This window comes from Corynebacterium sp. NML130628 (genome assembly GCF_001875665.1).
In the GTDB taxonomy this organism is placed as follows: Bacteria; Actinomycetota; Actinomycetes; order Mycobacteriales; family Mycobacteriaceae; genus Corynebacterium.
In genome coordinates, this window is the sequence record NZ_MLAL01000021.1 from 1 (window position 1) to 14909 (window position 14909).

Below are 14909 nucleotides of genomic sequence, written 5' to 3' on the forward strand. Positions count from 1 at the left end.
CGGGGTTGGTGTTGTAGTGTGCCCAATCCCTCTCGGGTGGGTTTGGTATCAGCGGGGGAATATCGTGCGGGGACATGGGCGGGGACCTCCTTCGGTTCGGCGCTCACAACCAGCCTGCCACCTAGGGGCATTGTCATCCTCGGCAAATCATCCGTCGGCAAAACATACCTGGCCCAAGCACTGCTTACCGCTGCGTGCAGAAACGACTACTCTGCCCGTTTCTTCCGCACAGACACCCTGGCCAACCAGCTGATGGTGCTACGCCATGATGACACAGCACGCATGGAGTTTCTTCAAGACTTACACCTTGCAGACGTACTCGTGCTTGATGACTTCTTAACAACGCCGATTGATGCTGCCACAGCACACCAGCTGCTCAACATTCTTGCTGAGCGTGAACACCGGGGCTCAACCATTGTCACCTCCCAGTTCACACCCGATGAGTGGTACAAGTCCATCCCGGATGCTGTCATCGCCGAGTCGATACTCAATCGGCTTGTCGTTGGTGCTGAGATCATCACACTCGAAGGACCAAACATGCGCCTCGAAGCCAATACGCAGTAGCGGCTCATAGTCAACGCCCGGGTGTTACCCGATACTCACCCGGGCGTTACTGGATACTCACCACGGTGTTACTAAATCCGTGGTCCTAACAGCTATCGCGTCCCCATTCGTGGCCATGTCTCAGTCGTTTAGCAAGCAGGCGAATACGCTCTGGTACGAGATTTTCGATGTCGTCAAAGCCAACTCGCTGGTGGACTACTCGGGGCCGACTCCTGCGGATAACGTGATGGAACGGCTACTTCAGGCACGCTCATAGTTATTGGCGTAGTGCGGGTGCGGTGTGGGCGTAGATGACGACCACTGCAATCAAGGCGATACAGACGGCGAAGGGTGCCAGCGGGTTCCACCCGTAAAGGGCGGTCGAAGCCAGCGGGGCAATCGCGTACGCCAACCCATTATTAGCGTTGATGATGCCAGCCACTGCGCCTTGCTCATCTGCACTCATCTTCAAGGTTGGGCCAGTGTTGTACCCGGGCATCGCCAGTCCCATACCTACCCCCAGCACGATACACCCGACAACCAGTAAAGCGTGCGAGGAGGTAGGCCAAATGAGCACAGTTGCAACTAGTGTAATGGCCAGACCAGTACGTAAAAGCTTCGCTGCTCCCCACCCTGTCTTTGGAGCAATCACCGCTTGGGCAATGATCATGGTCACGCCCATGATGGTCAGGTAAATCGCGGAAATACCTGCGGTCGCAGTTGCCGACAGAGCGAAGCGGTCTTGGACAGTGAATCCAAAAATCGTAGCAACAGAAGAAAACACAAGAAACATCACCAGACCAGTTGCTAGCCAGGGAGCTACACGCGGATCAGTGAAGCGAATCCGTTGAGGCTTTGCAAAAAGTTGCCCTCGGCTTTGAGGTGCGAAACTCACCAAGAGAACAACCAGACCAATCACCATCACAACGGGCATGACCACCAAGGGCAAGAGCAGGCCACCAGCAGCGGCTAACACACCTCCAGTAACACCTCCAACAATGGAGGCCATCCCTTGAGCCGCTCCAATCATGCCCAGTGCTTTTACCCGCCCGTTCTCGCTGGCAGCATGCGTGACCAGGTGGGCTTGCGCGGTCGGGGCGATCGCTGAAATCCCTCCACCATAGAGCAAACCACGAGTGATCACAACACCAAAAACTAGTCCGACACCGCCAACTACCTGGTTCATCCCCAGGTAGGAGACAATACCGAAGGCGCTCAAAGCGATGATCGCGATCACAAGCCCGGCAGCGAGTACACGTTTAGCGCCGACACGTTGGGAAGCTCGCCCCCAATAAGCACTCAAGCTCGCTAGTACAATCGCTGCCAAAGAGATAGTGGCGCCAATATGCCATTCCCGCAATCCCATCTGTCGTGACAGTGGCGCGATGATCGGATTGAGAATCATTTGCCCCATAAAGGCGAGAAAAACGATTCCCACTACCAGGTTTGCTTGCGCTCCTGGATCAATAGAGCTCTGTGTCGGCTTATTACTACGAGGGTCGGGCATCACTACACTCCATTACTAGAACACTGTTTCACTTAGGGATATTGTAGAATGGTGTTCTAGTAAGGGTCAAGGAATAAGTTAGGGTCACCTTATGAACACTGTGCTAACGGGGCGAAGGGCTGGGCTATCACGCGAGCTGATTGTCAAACAAGCTGTACAGTTAAGCGCGATCAGTGGCGTTGAGGGATGGTCAGTACGGGACATTGCCCGTGAACTGGGCGTGGTTCCCTCAGTGATTTATCATTATTTTCCAAACAAGGAAGCCATTTGTGATGCTGTTGTAGACCGGGTATGTGTCGGGATTGAAGTTCCCGACCCGGACCTTGAATGGAAAGCCTGGTTTCGAGCTATGGCTCACAATCTACGCCCCGCATTGTTAGCATATCCGGGGATTACCGACAGGTTCGCGCGGGGCAAGTTCACCGAACAGTTTTTGCCGATGATCGATGGAGCCTGGGCCAAACTACAAGAAGCTGGGTTTGGTGACAATTCGCCTGTGGCCTACACAATTATCGCGAACTCGATCATCCACACGATCGGAGCGAGAAACCTGCGCGCATCCAATCAAATCCAGCCTCGCCACAACCTGCACGAAATGCTTGTCAGGCTTGAGCCTATGATGGCTCAATCTGTTGGACTGACCAGTATTGTCAACTCTTACCTGGAGCCTCTCTCACACCCTGATGAAGAAGAAGCGATGTCCGAGGAATACTACGACCTCGTCATCGATGTGATTCTAGACGGCATCGAACACACCCTGCTGCCTTAACTCTGACCCACTTCTCAATCATCGTCTTAGTGAGCGCCCGCACAGCTGTGTACTTCAACACAGCGGATGTAGCCCAGTTGATAAGCCGGGTCAGTTCACGTTCACCCCCGCGTTCTCATGGTCACGGAGACGGTTAAGTAGTTCTTCCTGATACGGATTATTCATGGTGTGCCCTTCATCCAGGTATGGGTAAAGGGGGCCAAGGCACACACCCTGACCCCTTCGCTGTCTGCTACGGGCTAGCGTCTACTCGGTAGCACCCGCCGTGGTCGGCTCCGCCACATCCTGTTCAGCCGTCGCCAGCGCCTCCGGGCGGATCACGGAACCGCCGTACACCTGGAGGCCCGTAATCGCACGGGTGAAACGGAACGGCAGCATGGACGATTCCTCCACCTCCGTGATCTGGTAGCCGAACGAGGTAGCCATCGGGTGGCCCGCAATGACCACCTCACGGCCCGCCACCGTCGGCACCGTCGGCGCGGAAATGATGCGGAACCCGAGCAGGCGACCAATCTCACCGTTCAAGAGATTGCTGTTGTTCACTGCCTTGTCCAGGCGCTCGTCGTACAGCAACGCCGATTCCATCTCCGGGCCAACCATCACGAAACGGTCAGTCTTCGGAACCGAAGTGGCGTTGAGTTTCTTACGCAGCGCCACCAGCGTCTTGTACGCGTCCTTCTTCTCAATGTCGAGCGGGAGGGTGCCCACCTTGTTGGAGTTCTTCACTCCGTCCTTCATGAGCTTACCGATGTAGGTATCGACCTGCTCGGACATGCCTTCCTCTGCCTCGCTGACTGCCTCCGGCTTCACGTCCAGAGCAGACTGGACGGAAGATACCAGCGGAATCTTGAAGTTGAAGTAGTCGCCCTGGTCGGTCTTGAACTTACGCTCTCCGAACTCGACATCTTCAACAATCATGTCTTCGGACTCGTCGTACTTACGGATGGTGGGGACGGCCAAGGTTGGAGACAACAACCTCGTCACCCTTGCCCTTGATTTCACCTTCGAATTCGCGGTTCGTCACGCCTTCCTGCGCGAATGCCCAGGTCTCCTTGAGCGGCTGCATGAGCGCGGACGCGACAACGGGGCCAATTACCGGATCCCAGTTCTTGTGGGACTGTGGAGTTGCCATAGTGTGTTCCTCCTAGTGGAAACTGTTAGCGGCTGATACGGCCTTCCTCCACTGCCTTGTTGATTTCCTCAAACTTGCCCTGTGCGTACAGGCGGTTGAGGTCATCGGCGGTGAGGATTCGGCCATCGTTGTTGTTCGTGGGGCTGGGGTTCCGCTGGTGCGGGGTGCTACCCCACCCGCCTTGAACTGTGGGAATGAGTTGAGCGTGTTGGTGACGAGTTCGCCAGCCTTACTGTCCCACTCGTCGCTGCCCCACTTCGGGAGATCACCTACACCACGGAGATACGGCACAAGCATGTCGGGGGCTGCCCCGTTTTCCTTCGCCAGCTTGCGTAGGGTGTTGTCCTCGCGCATTCGGTCGAGTTCGGCCTGGAGCTTGTCACGCTCGGCTTCTCGTTCCTGCGCGGCGGCCTTGGCCTGCTTGATTTGTTCCTCCGAGTCTTCGTCGGACGGTTCAAAACCGAGTACCTGCGCGAGTTTCTTCAACGTCGCTGCCTGTTCTTCCGCCTGCTTCGCCTTCACTCGGCGGTCGCCGTTCTCGTTCTTCAACTTGCGGTTTTCCGCTTCGTATCGGGCGAGCTGCTTACGTAGCGCGTCAAGGTCTACGGCTTCGTCCGCCTCGTTGGCCTGCGCCTCGCCTAGGTGTTCACCGGCTTGGGTGTAGTTGCCCTGCTCGGTGTCGTGCTGGGCTTGCTGCGCCTTGTCAGCGGCCTGCTGTGCGAGGTCTGCGGGGGTGGTGTTTTCATCCGACATGTGGTTTGTCTCCTCATTGGGGGCTTGGGTGGTGTTCCACGCCTTGGTGGTAACGGGGAGGAGTATCGCGGAGTCAGGGTGGCGGTCAGTGTTGCGTGACGGTCACCCAGGCGGAATCGTCCTCACACACCTGCCAGTACCACTCCGGCCACGTATCAGCGTTGGAAGGCAAAGCCACAACCCCTGTAGGGGTTACCCACGCGGGAGCGTCACCAACCACCATGGGCACTGTTTCCTCCGGCATTACCATCGCCTCGTCACCGTAAACAACCACCCGGTTAGACCACAGGCGTTCGGGCAGCGCCTCCCTAGCGCGCTCCACCGCCCGTGCTGCAACGTCAATCAACGCTAATCACCGCCAAAACTTCATCCGTAGGTGTCAAATCGTCCGTGCGCATCATCGTCAGCGAACCCGCCTTCAACTTCTTCAACCGTTCGTCAACATTGATTAGTCCATCTGATGACTGGCCCTCAAACCACTTGATCTCGCCGTCCTCTTTAACCCAGTTCCAGATATGGCCGCTCCTAGTGTGTGCACGGCACGTACCGGGACATCATCGCGGGGTTCCTCGGGACGGTCGAAGGGTTATAGAGCGTGGCGTGGGGTCGGATTGGCCGTTTTAAAAAATAATGCTTTGTTGCCTTAAGAAATCAAACTCTGTCATGCACTGCACTCCCAAGCCATCAGCAGCGTCAGGCAGCTTGACCCGTGTTTGCTTCTTCGGGCTCGGGGTCTCGTTTGTGATCACGGTAAAACTTCGGGCATGCCCACTAGCCACCACCCAAGAATCTGCGACGCTCAGAAACTCTCGTATCGCACTTTCTTTATAAGGATCATCCTTACGAGCACGCACCCACTGCGTCACCTCACGATAGGAGTTAACTTCTTCCTGCGTCTGAGTGAGAATCTGCGTCTTAGGGACAAAGTCTCTCAGCCACTGTGACTTTTCATCATCGCGTTTCAGCAATTCATTTTCTACAGACTGGTGAAAATAAAATTGCCCTTCGGAAAAGAATGCATCGAACTGCCGCCAGTACGATTCAAAAATGTCCCGCGGACGGTGATTGAACGCACCGATCACGATATTCGTATCGATGAGGTACACCTATGCGACCTCCTGCATACGAGTAACCGCATTTTTCAGCGTCGCAGTCTTTGCAATGCCCAGTTGGCGCGAAGCTTCCTCGTGAGAAATTGCGCCATCTGCATATGCGCCGGTTACAGTGTCCAAGAACCGGCCACCCAGCCGAGACTTCAACGTGACGAAGAAGTCACCGCCTCCACTAACAATCGGAGGCGTAGGGTTCGAGGGACGTTGCCGAAGGAATTCCTGCACTTGTGGTTTGCCAAGGCGGCGCTGCCCCACAAGGGACCACAGTGCCGTATCCGCGCTTACCCGGTACGCATCGTATGCCCATTCAGTGATGCGTTTCAGATCGGGATTTCTGTCCCACTCCTGCAACAACGCATGCTGCGGCAGAAGCAGGGCAGCTGCAAACCTGTTACACCATCGCTCCACATCGTGATGATCATTCATGGCACCTGTGAGACCTTCTGCAGCGAGCAGTACGTGGCCTAACTCGTGAGCAAGGCTGAAGTACTGCCCAACTTTGTAATCACTGCCGTTAACGAAGATCAAGGGATAGGGACCATCGAACAGTGTGAAAGCTCGAAACTCGTCGATGTCGAGTTTGCGGTGGTTGTTATTTCCAAGTACGGAGTTTCGCATCACTAAGACACCGCAGTGCTCAATTGCATCCGCTAATTCCAGCACATTCTCCCGACCAGTGGTCGCTTTACCCGGCCTCCATCCGGCATCGGCAAGCTGGGGTAGCAATGCACACACCGCATCGTCCGGGCTATCACGCAGTGTCCAGGCACCACCGAAATTTGGAGGATCAATTCCTTCCGCGCGCGCAAATTCTGCATACCAGCTCAAGCGGCGCTCACAGGTATAAATCGTCTCCTTCAACGCTGGGCTGAACTCAGTTACTTTCTTACTATCCACGGTGCGAAAATCTGGGAAATCCGGCTGATCGTCCGTGGGGCCGTCGAGAAGCAAGTAACCGAACGGGATACATGCAAGCGATGCCAAGTGCTCAGCCTGACGCAGCGTCGGCGACACCTTGCCTTCCAGCCATTGCCGGACCAACCGAAAATCACTTCTTTGGGCAAGTTCTTCCACCGTGCTGCCGGTACGCTGCAGCGCCCAGCGCAGCGTCGGCTCTGCAATGTCGACTCGAACAGCCATCACTCACCTCCCGCTAGTTACGTAGTTTTTACCTTAGCGGAGGAGCCCGACAAACATCTCTGGGTAGCTACAGCTAGCAAATTGCGACAGGCGAGATAGTCCAGCGCTAAGTCCGAAAAGCCAAGCTGCGACACGTATCTACTAGACACCAGAGAAGTATCGGGAGTGGGACCGACGGAGGTTTTCTTCGTTGGCACTAGCCACCGCCACAATCTCAACATCGGGGTCAGTATTGTCTCGGTCCAAGCGCAGTCGCGCACGCGTAGCCTCAGAAAGCGAGTCAAACTTCTTACACCGGACAGTTCCCTTTTTGCGATGGTATTCAATCAAGAATGCGGGCATAGGGCTTTTCACTCTCCTTCCTGTGCGATGTTTGACCGTACTCTAACCAGGCCAAGAGCCAAAAGACACCCCGCAACACCCCGTCAATTGGATGTGCGTATCCCCTTATCCATGGTCACCTGATAGGATGCATCCGAACGCCCCGAGGCGCCTCTGCGAAAGCATGCACCCGGGGCTCCCGTGTTTCGGCCGTCTTTCGGCACCGCGAACCCCCGTTCGAACATCGCCCGAGCACTGTCGGGGCTGCATGCTTCAATGAAGTCAACAAATGATAGTTGATTGAGAGGTGCAGGTCATGGACATTTCAATGCCACAGGACGCCCAGCATGCGCTCGCGCTGATGCTCAAGGGCGAGAGTGTTGTGATCGACGGCGGGCACGGCACCGGCAAGTCCACGCTGCTGCGCACGTTCATGGAAGCGAATGACGCGCTGCCCGATAGCCTGCGCAAACGAGTGCTGTCCGTCGCGCTGTTGGGGCTCGCGGCGGACGGCATCGGCGGGATGACGATCGACTCTGCATTCAACTTCGACCCCTTCATGACGCTCGACGACGTCCTACCCGGCGGTTCCTGGGACATCGACAGTGCAAAGCTACTGCTCAGCTTGGTTGAGACATTAATTATTGACGACGCCGACAACGTCAACACAGAGCTCCTGCTGATGATGAGCGTGGCCCTGCAGCGCGTGCACAAAAATAGCGAGGCGTTTGGGGGCGTGCAGCTCATCGCTGCCGGTGACTTTGGTGGCTCCCACTCACCGCAGGTGGTACCGCGAGAAGAACACGGGCAAGATCCCGAGCGTTACGTATTCCTCTCGTTCGATGGTGTCAATTTCAACGTCAGCTACCACGTCAGTCGTGTCCACGCCGTGGTTGTGGAGCGCGGCGAGATCGTTGCGGACTTCGGCACGCGGATCAACCCGATGTCGGACTTGGGGCAGTTCGGCCTCGAGAACGAAGTTCCTGAGGGCGGGCTTGCTCTCGCGCCGCGTCTCGAGGACTTTTGGCCGCTGCTGCTGCGGCAGGCCGCGGGTGGCATTGTCGTCGGTGATCGGCTCGAGATGGCGCAGGACGCCGTCCGATACCAGGCACGAGGCCTCGATATGGGACACGAGCATGGTATCGACGCCGAAGCCCTCGACATCGTTGTTGAGGGCAGCAACGTCATCGGGCGCGCGCACTCAATGGCGCTCGACTTCCTCTCAGGAGACGTCGAGATCCCCTACGTGCGGCCGGTACCCGACGCATCCGATACGCAAGAAGCGCGCTCTTCCAGCCGTTTTGGGCGCCCGCCGCCCCACTCAAATTGGATCAGACCCGCGCGACAGACTCCGATAATGCCTGGGCAGCCTTCTCCGGCTCTGGCGTGGAAGTCAACGACCAACGCATGCTCCAACAGACTGCCCTGCGGCTATCTTCCTGGGCGATATCGCGCGGTGTTTGGACGAAGCAGGCCGAAAAGGAAGTGCGCAGCCGCGCCGCCATGACAGGGTTGACACACGTGTCCCTCCCAGAAGGCGAAGATGACAACATCGACATTCCAGCGCTGCTCTCCCCAGGCACGCGGGTGGTGTTTACGGGCTGTCGAGAAGCCATCAGCATCTACGATGGCGAAGCCCAGCTCATCTCCGCCTGCGAATCTTGCGGCCTCATTTTCGAAAACAGTGTCTCTGAGACCACGTGCGACGCCCTTGTGGCGTGGGACCCGGCATCAATGTCACGCAAAGCGAGAACCGCCAGGGAGCTGGGCATACCGATCATCACGTTCGCCGATTTTGAACACTGGTATGGGTACTACACGGGTGATCCCTTCCAGACCTTCCTCGCCGACATCCTCGAGAAAGGCAATCAGGTGGCGTTCCGCGGCTCGATCGTCATCAACGGAATCCACGTCACCGATGGTGCGCGCATGGCGTACCTGTGCGACGAGATCGGACTCGTTTACAGTCCCGAAATGCCCATCGCGTTGTGCGACGCCCTCATCACCGACGACGTGAACTTCGGGCCGCACGACACCCCGCACATCCCAGTGGAGGCATTCGGCGCGTGGATGAACAGGGAGTTTGCGTCCAAGGGACAGTTCTTCACCGAAGACTTCTTCATCCCCGCCGACATCACCGCGCTGTATGGCCCGGACGAGCTGCTGGCCAAGATCGACGAGAGCAAGGCTTGACCCTGACGTCACGTCAGACTGCACAATGACTGCCATGACCAACAACGAAGAGCTTTACACAGTCGGCGAAGTGGCCAACGCATTCGGGATCACGGTGCGAACCCTGCACCACTGGGAGCAGGCTGGCCTCATCGAACCTGTGTACCGCAGCTGGTCAAACTACAGGCTGTACACACCAGACGATCTGGAGCGCATCCAGCACATTCTGGTCTACCGGACCACCGGCATGAAACTGTCTGAAATTAAAAAAGTACTCTCCCACCCCACCTCGAACCAGGAGCACCTGCGCAAGCAACACAAACGCCTGCTTGAGGAGCGCTCGCGGATCGATGGGATGGTGGTAGCCGTCGAAACGTTATTGGAGCAAGCAATGAATAACCACAAACCAACCCTCGAAGAAATCGGCGAGATCCTCGGCGACCCGAACTACGCCGAGCACCAGGCCGAAGCGCACGAAGCCTACGGCGACACAGCTGGCTGGGCACAGTATCAGGGCCGCACCGGCACCTGGGGTACGAACGACTGGGAGGACAGCAAGCAGCGTTTCGACGCCATCGATGCCAAACTCGCAGACGCTGTTCGCCGCGGCGTGCCCACCGACAGCGCGGAGGCCGCCGAACTCGTCGAGGAGCACCGGAAGGTGATCGGGCAGTTCTTCGACGTCACCCCAGAGATCCAGTTTCAGATCTCGCGCGGCTACATCGCCGATGAACGTTTCAAACGCTACTACGAAGAACGTCAGACTGGCCTAGCACAGTGGCTCGCCGACGCCATCGCGCACGCGACCGGCCACAGCACCGAAATCGACGAAAGCAAAGCCTAGCCGGGCCTAGCGCAACAGGCGCTTGCCCAACCGCAACGCGAGCGCCATCGCGTCCGCAACCCGCTTCCCGCCACCAGCGCCAACCCCGCCGAGCGACACGTGCCGCTGCGCCGCCACGGTGCGCGCCTCGGTGTACTTCAGCAGGCCCTCATCGCCGTGGCGCCGCCCCACACCCGACTGCTTCCACCCACCCATCGGCGCGTCCATCGACGCCCACGCGGCGGCGTACCCCTCGTTGATGTTCACCGTCCCCGCATGCACATGCGCCGCGACCACGCACGCCTCATCCTCCGCACCCCAAATCGAAGCGTTGAGCCCATAGTCAGTGTCATTCATCTTCTCGACGCCCACCTCCGGCCCATCCACCACCTCCACGTAGACGACCGGCCCGAACACCTCCTCGCGATACAGGTCCGCGTCCTCCGGGACATCCACCAGGATGGTCGGCGCGTAAAACGTATCCCCGAGCCGCGGCAACGCCTCCCCACCGGCCAGGACGGTGGCTCCTTTGTCCACGGCGTCGTGGACAAAGGCTTCGACACGCGCGCGGTGCTCCGCGGAAATCAACGAGCCGACGTCATCACCCCACCCGTGGCCGATGCGCAGGCCTTTCGTCAACGCCACAAAGCGCGCAAGGAACTCGTCCGCCACGGCGCGGTCCACGTACACCCGCTCCACGGAAATGCACAGTTGGCCAGTGTTGCTGAAACAGGCGTCCACGGCACCGCGCGCCGCCGTCTCCGGGTCCGCGCTGGCCAACACCAACAGCGGATTCTTGCCACCGAGCTCCGCGGAGAACCCGATCAGGCGCTCCCCGGCCTGCGCGGCAAGCGCCCGGCCCGTCGCAGTGGACCCGGTAAACATCAAGAAGTCACACCGCTTCACGATCTCCTGCCCGACCGTTTTCCCACTCCCCTCCACAACCTGGAACAGATCAGCGGGCAGCCCGGCCTGCACCAGCAGCTGGTGGGCGCGCTGCGCAGTGCGCGGGGTTTGCGAATCCGGCTTGAGCACCACCGCGTTGCCCGCAATCAGCGCCGCCACCGCATCCGACACCGCCAGCGACAGCGGATAGTTCCACGGCGCAATCACCCCCACCACGCCCTTCGGCGCCCGGTGCACCTCAGTCCGGGTCACTACAGGCATGGCGCCGCGCACCCGGGCTGGCGCCAACAAGGTTTTTGCGCGGTACGCGTAGTGACGTGCCGTGATCGCTACGTCCATCACTTCGTCGAACGCGTTGTGTTTCGCTTTGCCCGTCTCCTGCTGGATCAGGTCCACCAGCTCGTCGCGGTGGGCAAGGATCAGGTCGTGGTAGCGGAGGAAGATGCGGCTGCGCTGGCGCAGCGGCGTCGTCGCCCAGGTGCGCTGTGCCGCGCGGGCGGTGTCGAAGGCGTGCTGTACTGACATACAGCCCAGGGTAGCGCCACCACTGGCGGGCGCTTTTGCGTGGAAAGCAACACCAGAAACCACACCAAAGAATCGCGGTCACGGGGGCGAGTCCACAAAAGTTAGGGAGAATCGAAAAAAGAAGTTAAATCGTGGAGGAGACCCGGAGTCGGTAATTGTTTGAGAAATTCAGCGAGATCCCTATCAATCATGTACGCCAGGTCAACGCACTGTTCATAACATTGATTGGGTGTCAGCCTTGTAGCCGAGCCAGTAATCGCGACCCCGTTTGGAGCTAGGGACTCGTGATGCGCAATCCGGTTTCGAATCCATCCGCCCCGATTGAGACAAAGTAGCTTTTCAGATACCTTAGAGCGCGTATTCCCCTCTCGCGTGAAGTCACCCGTTCAGCGGATTGGCTGCGGAGGGGTTTTCTTATCGCTGAGTCGGCGCCTTTGTCTTTTGGGCACTCCACCCAACCAGCGCGACACCAAATTCCTTGTTTTGGACTGGTGAGTTTCGCGTTTCCCCAGGTCGCCGATTTTTACAGAGGGAATGTGGTGTCCACTCGAGGAGCCCCACAGGTCCTACAGCGCTACCGCTCCGCCAGCTCGGCCTCGATCCACGCCTTGCGGGCCTGGCGCTGCTCCTTCCAATGAGCAAGAGCCTGGACGGCCTCGATGCGTTGCTTCTTAAACACCAACATGGACAACGGGAACGCCACGATGAGGGCTAAAAGGGCCGACATGATCAGCGGCACGGGCGCCCCAACCGCTACGGCGAGCAGCTGGATCACCACTGTCAAGACGATGAATAGCAGCAGCCGGTACAGCCCGTAGATGGCGGCGGCTTTGTTGGCGCGGCGTTTCGCGCTTGGGTCAACTTCGGGGGCTTCGCTCATGGGGACCATGGGGACTTAGCCTAACCCAAACCGGAACAAGTATGTTAGAGGGCATGGGACGCCTTCTTCTGCTCGCACTGATCATTCTTGCCGCGTACTTGATGTGGCGCGCGTTCGGCCCGGGGTCGAATGAGCGGTACGGGGTGCCGCAGCGGGAACAGCCGCCTGTTATTAAGGGGCCGGATGATGATGAGGAGTTCCTGTGGGAGATCGAGAAGAAGAGGTTTAAAGAACGCCGGGCCCGCGAGGAGGCGGAGCGTCGGCGTCGTGAAGAGGAGGAGCGTCGGAGGAAGCGCGGCGAGGACTAGCTGCGCGTTGCTTCTTCTGCGAGGACCTCGGGGAGCTTCTCGGCCCAGGCCAGGGAGTCGCGGACGCCCTGCTCGATGGTGAGCTCTGGCTCCCAGCCAAGCACCTCGCGCGCCTTGTCGATGCGCGGCGCGCAACCGGCGACGTCGCCCTCGCGTGGCGGTGCGGTGGTGACCTCCATGTCGGAGCCGCTGGCGGCCTTGAACGCTTCGGCGAGCTCAAAGACGGTGGTGCCGGTGCCGGTGCCCAGGTTGATGACCTCGTATGGGGCGAGGTCCGCCTTCAACGCAGCGACGTGTGCGCGGGCGAGGTCCCACACGTGGACGTAGTCGCGTAGGCCGGAGCCATCGCGGGTTGGCCAGTCGACACCGGTGACCGTGAATGCTTCACCCTTCTGGTGGGCGGTGATCATCTTGCCCAGCGCGTGGGATGGCAGCGGGTTCTGCAGGCCGGTGCGCAGCTGCGGGTCGGCGCCGATCGGGTTGAAGTAGCGCAGGGCCACGGCCTGGATCTGACCGGCGGCAGCGGCGTCGGCCATGACGCGCTCCAGCATCCACTTCGACGCAGCATATGGACTGGTCGGCGCGACGACGGAGGACTCGTTGACGGTGAAGTCCTCGTCCGCCTGGTACATCGCTGCGGTGGAGCTGAGCATGACGCGTTTCACGCCGCGGTCGCGGAGGACTTGCAGCATCTTGGTTGCGCGGCCGACGTTGACGTCGTAGTACTCGAGCGGCTGCGCGACGGACTCCGGCACGAGGATCTTGGCCGCGCAGTGGATGACGGCTTCGATGTCGGGGTGGTCGTCGAAAATTTTGTTCAGCAGCTCGGTGTCGGCGATGTCGCCCTCGTAGTGGTCGAAACGCTCGGCGAAGACGCGCAGGCCAGTCGAGTAGTCATCCAGGATGACCGGGGTGATGCCTGCGTCCGAGCAGCACGATGCGATTGTGGAGCCGATGTAGCCGGCCCCTCCTGTAATCAGTGTTTTCATTAGTTCAATCCTGCGTACGAGTGAAGTCCAGCAATGACAGTATTTACATAGGTCATGTTAAAGATGGTCATGGCCAAGGCAAAAACGTTGATCCACGCGGCCTTCGAATTCTTCCAGCCGGCGGTGGCGCGCGCGTGCAGGTACGCGGCGTACAGGATCCACGTGATCATGGACACGGTTTCCTTCGCGTCCCAACCCCACGGGCGACCCCAGGCGACCTCAGCCCAGATCGCGCCGAATACGATGCCGATTCCGAACAGCGGCAGCGTAATGATTGCCGTCTTGTAAGTAATCTGGTCGAGTGTCTTCGCGCTCGGCAGTGGCTTCGCAATCGCGCCGAAGAACCCATGCTCCTCGCCGCGCGGCTGCCACATGCGCAGCAAGTACAGCAACGCAAAAATGCCCGACACAATGCCTATCGACGCCCCCACCGACACAGACGAAACGTGCACCGGCAACCAGTAGGACTGCAGCGCCGGCACCACCGGCGCCACGTGCATGTGGAACACGGTGGAGTTCAAGAACATCGCGATCGCCATCGGGGCGAGCAGCCACGGCCAGATGGTGTGCCAGTTCTTGCGCTGCACCACGATCGCGGCGGCCACCATCACCACGGCCGTCATCGCCAGGATGTACTCGTACAGGTTGCCCAGCGGGAAGCGCTTCGCCGCCAACCCGCGGGTGATGAAGGACGCCACGTGCAGCACGATGCCGAACCAGATCAGGGCCTGCGTCATGTTCGCCCACTTGCGGGCACCGGCGACACGGCGGTCGTATTCGGCTTGGTCGAAGGTGCTGGAGGTGTCGGAGGGGGCGTCGATAAGTTCGGAGCCGCCACCGGCGCCGACGGCGACCTTCTGGGCCGTGCGGGTGCGCTCGCGGCGCATGTCGAGCACACCGAACATGCGCCCGTAGTAGATACAGGACATGATCAACGCAGCCAGGTACAAGACGAACGCGGTGCGGAACGTGAGGTCTGAAAGGTCCGCCATCGTGGAGTCGACAAGCATGGGGACCAATCTACAGCGT

Annotated in this window: 17 protein-coding genes and 1 pseudogene; 7 read left to right on the forward strand and 11 right to left on the reverse strand. The window is 59.1% G+C overall.

Translation table 11 applies throughout. The annotated features are described in order from the left end of the window. Window positions 1–36: 36 nt before the first annotated feature. Both BJP07_RS05985 and BJP07_RS05990 read left to right on the forward strand, forming a co-directional pair. Window positions 37–564, forward strand: coding sequence for an ATP-binding protein (locus BJP07_RS05985; RefSeq protein WP_255365935.1), 528 nt, complete (start codon window positions 37–39; stop codon window positions 562–564). Window positions 565–655: 91 nt separating this feature from the next. After that, window positions 656–820 (forward strand): annotated as a pseudogene (locus tag BJP07_RS05990) (terminase); the annotation flags it as partial. Here the strand turns inward: BJP07_RS05990 and BJP07_RS05995 are convergent. After that, window positions 821–2050, reverse strand: coding sequence for an MFS transporter (locus tag BJP07_RS05995; protein WP_070495012.1), 1230 nt, complete (start codon window positions 2048–2050; stop codon window positions 821–823). A 91-nt stretch (window positions 2051–2141) separates the two neighbouring features. Between BJP07_RS05995 and BJP07_RS11305 the strand changes: the two genes are divergently transcribed. Continuing rightward, window positions 2142–2819: a TetR/AcrR family transcriptional regulator gene (locus BJP07_RS11305; protein ID WP_070462451.1), complete on the forward strand. Its 678-nt coding sequence runs from the start codon at window positions 2142–2144 to the stop codon at window positions 2817–2819. Between the two features lie 246 nt (window positions 2820–3065). Here BJP07_RS11305 and BJP07_RS06005 read toward each other — a convergent pair whose 3' ends face one another. From BJP07_RS06005 to BJP07_RS11480, 6 genes are all read right to left on the reverse strand, one after another. Continuing rightward, on the reverse strand, window positions 3066–3791 hold the full coding sequence (locus BJP07_RS06005) for a hypothetical protein (protein WP_143109685.1): 726 nt from the start codon (window positions 3789–3791) through the stop codon (window positions 3066–3068). Continuing rightward, a complete protein-coding gene (locus BJP07_RS06010; protein WP_071566606.1) occupies window positions 3757–3951 on the reverse strand; it encodes a hypothetical protein in 195 nt (64 codons plus the stop codon). The genes BJP07_RS06005 and BJP07_RS06010 overlap by 35 nt, the downstream gene beginning before the upstream one ends. A 12-nt stretch (window positions 3952–3963) precedes the next feature. After that, window positions 3964–4704 carry a hypothetical protein gene (locus tag BJP07_RS06015; RefSeq protein ID WP_071566607.1) on the reverse strand — a complete coding sequence of 247 codons (741 nt, stop codon included), beginning with the start codon at window positions 4702–4704 and terminating at the stop codon, window positions 3964–3966. An 85-nt stretch (window positions 4705–4789) separates the two neighbouring features. Next, the gene (locus BJP07_RS06020) at window positions 4790–5050 is read right to left on the reverse strand and encodes a hypothetical protein (protein ID WP_070465412.1); all 261 of its coding nucleotides are present in this window, start codon (window positions 5048–5050) and stop codon (window positions 4790–4792) included. A 274-nt stretch (window positions 5051–5324) separates the two neighbouring features. Beyond that, window positions 5325–5810, reverse strand: a complete 486-nt coding sequence (locus tag BJP07_RS06025) for a DUF4411 family protein (protein ID WP_071566609.1) — start codon at window positions 5808–5810, stop codon at window positions 5325–5327. Further along, window positions 5811–6956: an ImmA/IrrE family metallo-endopeptidase gene (locus BJP07_RS11480; protein WP_071566610.1), complete on the reverse strand. Its 1146-nt coding sequence runs from the start codon at window positions 6954–6956 to the stop codon at window positions 5811–5813. A gap of 637 nt (window positions 6957–7593) precedes the next feature. Here BJP07_RS11480 and BJP07_RS06040 point away from each other — a divergent pair. The 3 genes from BJP07_RS06040 to BJP07_RS06050 are packed head-to-tail and all read left to right on the forward strand — an operon-like array spanning window position 7594 to window position 10293. Further along, window positions 7594–8784 (forward strand): AAA family ATPase, encoded by a 1191-nt coding sequence (locus tag BJP07_RS06040; RefSeq protein WP_143109686.1) that lies wholly within the window; start codon window positions 7594–7596, stop codon window positions 8782–8784. A gap of 14 nt (window positions 8785–8798) precedes the next feature. After that, on the forward strand, window positions 8799–9470 hold the full coding sequence (locus BJP07_RS06045) for a hypothetical protein (protein ID WP_143109687.1): 672 nt from the start codon (window positions 8799–8801) through the stop codon (window positions 9468–9470). A 34-nt stretch (window positions 9471–9504) separates the two neighbouring features. Beyond that, window positions 9505–10293 (forward strand): MerR family transcriptional regulator, encoded by a 789-nt coding sequence (locus BJP07_RS06050; RefSeq protein WP_071566661.1) that lies wholly within the window; start codon window positions 9505–9507, stop codon window positions 10291–10293. Window positions 10294–10299: 6 nt separating this feature from the next. Here the strand turns inward: BJP07_RS06050 and BJP07_RS06055 are convergent, their stop codons facing one another. Together BJP07_RS06055 and BJP07_RS06060 are read right to left on the reverse strand one after the other, a co-directional pair. Continuing rightward, on the reverse strand, window positions 10300–11703 hold the full coding sequence (locus BJP07_RS06055; RefSeq protein WP_071566614.1) for a succinic semialdehyde dehydrogenase: 1404 nt from the start codon (window positions 11701–11703) through the stop codon (window positions 10300–10302). Between the two features lie 574 nt (window positions 11704–12277). Then, window positions 12278–12592, reverse strand: coding sequence for a DUF4229 domain-containing protein (locus tag BJP07_RS06060; RefSeq protein WP_369822324.1), 315 nt, complete (start codon window positions 12590–12592; stop codon window positions 12278–12280). Between the two features lie 44 nt (window positions 12593–12636). On the opposite strand from BJP07_RS06060, the gene BJP07_RS06065 reads away from it, so the two are divergent. Then, window positions 12637–12891 (forward strand): hypothetical protein, encoded by a 255-nt coding sequence (locus BJP07_RS06065; protein ID WP_071566662.1) that lies wholly within the window; start codon window positions 12637–12639, stop codon window positions 12889–12891. On the opposite strand, the gene galE is transcribed toward BJP07_RS06065, so the two are convergent. Together galE and ccsB are read right to left on the reverse strand one after the other, a co-directional pair. Next, the gene (galE, locus tag BJP07_RS06070) at window positions 12888–13880 is read right to left on the reverse strand and encodes a UDP-glucose 4-epimerase GalE (RefSeq protein ID WP_071566615.1); all 993 of its coding nucleotides are present in this window, start codon (window positions 13878–13880) and stop codon (window positions 12888–12890) included. The two genes, BJP07_RS06065 and galE, sit on opposite strands and share 4 nt — an antisense overlap. Beyond that, entirely contained in the window at window positions 13880–14890 is a 1011-nt protein-coding gene (gene ccsB / locus BJP07_RS06075; protein ID WP_071566616.1) for a c-type cytochrome biogenesis protein CcsB, read from the reverse strand. The genes galE and ccsB overlap by 1 nt, the downstream gene beginning before the upstream one ends. Window positions 14891–14909: the final 19 nt, after the last annotated feature.